This is a genomic window from Roseburia sp. OF03-24, assembly GCF_003463035.1.
Classification (GTDB): domain Bacteria; phylum Bacillota; class Clostridia; order Lachnospirales; family Lachnospiraceae; genus Roseburia; species Roseburia rectibacter.
This window is the reverse complement of sequence record NZ_QSCK01000065.1, coordinates 1-4,278: the sequence shown is the minus strand read 5'-3', so window position 1 is coordinate 4,278 and position 4,278 is coordinate 1. Positions and strand designations below refer to the sequence as shown.

The 4,278-nt window shown below is 42.8% G+C and carries 6 protein-coding genes; all 6 read right to left on the bottom strand.

Annotation, left to right across the window (positions count from 1 at the left end; all coding sequences use genetic code 11):
* Positions 1-77: 77 nt before the first annotated feature.
* Positions 78-464 (bottom strand): NAD(P)H-dependent oxidoreductase, encoded by a 387-nt coding sequence (locus tag DXA60_RS18760; RefSeq protein WP_158570898.1) that lies wholly within the window; start codon positions 462-464, stop codon positions 78-80.
* 228 nt (positions 465-692) lie between these two features.
* Entirely contained in the window at positions 693-1,142 is a 450-nt protein-coding gene (locus tag DXA60_RS19665) for a substrate-binding domain-containing protein (RefSeq protein ID WP_330418466.1), read from the bottom strand.
* 8 nt (positions 1,143-1,150) lie between these two features.
* A complete protein-coding gene (locus tag DXA60_RS19660) occupies positions 1,151-1,531 on the bottom strand; it encodes a LysR family transcriptional regulator (protein WP_334294403.1) in 381 nt (126 codons plus the stop codon).
* 81 nt (positions 1,532-1,612) lie between these two features.
* A complete protein-coding gene (locus DXA60_RS18265; protein WP_117922675.1) occupies positions 1,613-2,383 on the bottom strand; it encodes an adenosylcobinamide-GDP ribazoletransferase in 771 nt (256 codons plus the stop codon).
* Positions 2,384-2,402: 19 nt separating this feature from the next.
* A complete protein-coding gene (locus tag DXA60_RS18260; protein ID WP_117922674.1) occupies positions 2,403-3,119 on the bottom strand; it encodes a bifunctional adenosylcobinamide kinase/adenosylcobinamide-phosphate guanylyltransferase in 717 nt (238 codons plus the stop codon).
* A complete protein-coding gene (gene cobT, locus DXA60_RS18255) occupies positions 3,116-4,183 on the bottom strand; it encodes a nicotinate-nucleotide--dimethylbenzimidazole phosphoribosyltransferase (protein ID WP_117922673.1) in 1,068 nt (355 codons plus the stop codon). Before cobT ends, DXA60_RS18260 begins: the two co-directional genes overlap by 4 nt.
* Between the last annotated feature and the right edge of the window lie 95 nt (positions 4,184-4,278).

Here is a 4,278-nt window from a genome sequence, read left to right as displayed (position 1 = left end):
ACAACGGAACAAAAATTACTCCGGCTTTGCGCAAGACGCCACTCACAGACCTGCGACACACCATTTGGACGAGCGATTTATTTCATAAACAAACCAGCAATTACTGTTTTCATTTGTGCTGACATTCCATAATAATATAAAGGAGTTACTATTACTAACATATCTGCTTCGAAAAGTTCTTTTCCAATCCTATATTTTTCTTCATAGTCTTTGTCCTTTCTTTCTTTATTGCTCAAAATGAATATCATGCAGCCTGTGCACTTTCTATTTTTCTCATCCAATAATATGACTCCCTGCTCCGGGTTTTTATCAATTGCTCCGATGACTGGATGTGGCACATACATTTCTTCCAGATAAGCAACGTCCTCATCCGCTAAATGTATATCAAGTGCACCCACTGCATCATCAATATATTTCACCTTCGTTGCCCCGATAATCGGAGACTCCACGCCTTTTACTGCCATCTGCAGCCTCCTGCTTTGTCATCCTCTTATCCTCTCATAGTCCCATATTTCTTCTAATATAACCCCCTGACTAAGGAGTATTATACGAAACAAAGAGTCGCCTGCGACTCTTTCGCACCCGAGTGGTGCTGTTTACAGCTAATTAAAAAGATGCTCCTTTCGGAACACCTTCATTTTACTTTCATATATATGTTATGTCTAATACCCATTATAAATTGTGAGCAATGCTTATAAGGCATTTTTAACAAACTGTAAAAATAACCGCAGTGTGTCAGCATGCGCCTGATTTTTCTTCCATACCAGAACTGAGCCCGTTTCCAGTTGTGGGGTAAACGGAATGAATCGTAACTCTCCATATGTCATTCCAAAATCAAAACAAACCGCAGTCCCTACACCTTCCTTTACCATACTGGCTGCATTCAGAATAAGATTATAAGTAGCTGCCACATCTAATTGTTCATAAATATCACCAAACCAGTTTGCCAGTTCATTTTTTACAGAATTTCTCTGTACCATGATAAGCGGAATACCTGATAAGTCAGCAGGTGATACACTTTCTTTTACATACAACGGAGAATCCGGATTTACTAACACGCCCCATCTTTCTTTGCCCGGCATACGAATAAATTCATACTTTGATATATCAACAGGCTCTGTTAAAAGTCCAATATCGAGCAATCCTTTCTCTATACGCTCTTTATAATGTCATCCGCTGTGGCACTGTATATATGAAACTGTACCAGAGGATAGATTTCTCGAAAATTTCTGATATTTTCGGACAAAATCTCCATACTTCTCGTTTCGCCGCACCCAATAAATATCTCCCCTGAAAGCATATCACCTTTATTTTTCAATTCTGAAATCGTTTTCTCTGATAATGCTGCAATCTCCTGTGCCCGCCTGCGAAGTAACATGCCATCTTCTGTCAAGGTTACGCTATGTTTTCCTATGTGAAAAAGCCGCACTCCCAATTCCTCTTCCAACTGCATGAGCTGACGGGAAAGTGTCGGCTGCGTTACATGAAGCAGTTGTGCTGCTTTTGTAATATTTTCTTCTCTGGCAACCATTAAAAAAAATTTAATACTCTAAGTTCCACGCTACACCTCTGGATTTATATGCTCTTAGTATAGCAAAATCAAACGTATTTTTTAAATTAATACAATTTTACATACCGCAGCAGCCAAAACGATCACACCCTCGCACACTGTCACAAAATACCCTTCGGTATCCCCGGTAATACCGCCGAGTTCCTTTTTGCATTTTTTATAATAATACCAAAAAGTAATGCCGGCACCCACTAAAACGGCTGCACCGGTAATGCCGTCTATATATAGCATCAACACTGCTGCCGACAGTGTCTGCAAAAAAAGTGCTGCCTTTACTGTCCGTTCATGTGCCCTGCTCGTAAACATATATAAAAGTCCCTCTTTTTTAGCGCCTGGAAAGGTCACTGCTGCTATACCGCTTAGACATCTCGATAAAAAGAATCCGACTGCTGCAATTTCTATCTGCCGCACAGCATTTATTTCTGAATAAGCTCCGATATAAATCAGTTCATAAAGCACCAGACAGATCACGGAAAAAGCACCTATGTGGGAATCTTTTAAGATCTCAAGTTTCCGCTCTCTCGGCTGATAGGAATGGAATGCGTCCATCGTATCCATAAAACCATCCACATGAAATCCACCGGTAACTGCAAGCGGGATTGCTGCACCTATCATGGCAAATGCCATATTTCCAACCGAAAACTTTCCGCAGAACCACCACCAGAACATCGTGATTCCACCGATCGCTGCTCCCACCCATGGAAAAAAACAAAATGCATATTTCATTTCTTTTTCCTGCCAGGTAAACTGCGGCATTGGGATCTGCGAATACATGGAAAATGCAATGATAAATGCTTTTAATGCTGTTGTCATAATCGTCTCCATTTCCGGGTTATTTTACAAGAAGCGGGATTCCCGCAACAACCTCAACAACTGAATCTGCCATTTCTGCCAGCAACTGATTGATCTGCCCAAGATTTCTGATATATTCCGTCGTCCCCGGCTCATAAGTGATTCCGTCCTCAAAAATCTGGTTGGTTACGACCACTAAATGAGCGGTCTGATCTCTCAGATGCCTGATCTGACGGATTATATTTTTGGCACAGCTATTTGTCTCTTTCTGTTGTTTCTTTGTTATATATACATCATTTTGTTCTGCGGGATTTTCTTCCTCCATACAGCCTCTCTCCTGCTCATCTCCAGGCTCCGGAAACATCTCGTTTGCGACAAGATTGGACATACACTCCAGCAAAGCCACCGGCATAGATGATTTTCTGCCGAATTCATCCCCTACGCACATAAGAATTTCTGAAAATGCTTCGTCCACATTTATGGGACACTCCACTGTATAAAATCCCTTTCCTGCGCGCAATTTTCTGTGCCTCTCCACCCGGCGCATGCCCTCTTCTCCATACACACGCATCGTCGCAAGATAATACAACTTATGACTTTCCGCTGACAGATATCCATCACAGATTTCTGATGCGTGGTCCGCATCCGGGATTTTATTTCCAGTATCCTGATTCTTTTTCCCTGCCAGCTTCACTGCCAGATTTTCCGCATATTCCGACTTTCCGCTGCCGCTTGCACCTGTTACCAATATCATCATGTTTCCGTAAACCTCCGGTATGCTTCCACCCTGATATCTGAAAAAGTTGTCCTGTTGTCGTAGACAGCATGTACCGTATCCAGAAGTCCAAACATCAGAACTGCGCCTGTTCCCTCACCGAGTGCTAACGCACCATCAATGACCGGATGTACTCCAAGTTCCTGTAAGATCAATGCCGCAGCAGGCTCTCTGCTTTTATGGGAGGCGATCAAAAAATCTTTTACCCCCGGCACCAGCCGTTCTGCCACAAGTGCAGAAACTGCACTGATCACACCGTCTAACACAACAGGAACACCATAAACTGCTCCTCCGATACACACACCACATAAGCCGGCAATATCAAGTCCTCCAACCGAACACAGAATCCGGAATGTCTCTTTGGAATCAAACTGATATTTTTCCCGTGCTGCATTGATGACTTCTATCTTGTGCTGTAATCCCTCATCACTTAACCCTGCACCTTTTCCGGTAATATCTGCAGTCCCACAGTCCAGCAGTGCCGCAGCCACAGCACTGCTGGTTGTTGTATTTCCAATTCCCATCTCACCGGTTGCAAACAGCATCACGCCATCTTCTTTACATTTTTTGACGCTTTTAATCCCTGCTTCAATCGCAGCTAGTGCTTCCTGCTCTGTCATCGCAGGCTGTTTTAAGAAGTTTTTGGTACCAGGGCATACTTTTTTGTTCCAGACACCCTCCGGTGTTTTTTCTGCTGCGATACCAATATCGATTGGTATCACCTCGGCATTCACCTGTGCTGCCATAAGACAGACAGAACTTTTTCTTTTTCCCATGGATTCTGCAACCTGATACGTGACCTCCTGTCCGGACTGGCTGATGCCCTCCTCGACGATTCCATTGTCTGCACACATCACGATAACTGCCTTTTTCTGTATCGGAACACTCTCATCGCCCGTCACTGCACCGATCTGCGTAAATATCTTTTCAAAAATTCCCAGACCGTCTAATGGTTTCGCCAGGGAATCCCAGTTTTCCTGCACTTTTTTCCGTATGTTCTCATCTGGTTTTCTGATTTTGATTTGCTTAAGCTGCTGGTTTGTCATGTATTTTTTTGTCCATTTCTATAATATCTATATTTTTATAAGCTCCCAACAAATGCTGGTTTGTTTATGAAATAAATCATCTCCCCAAATGGTGT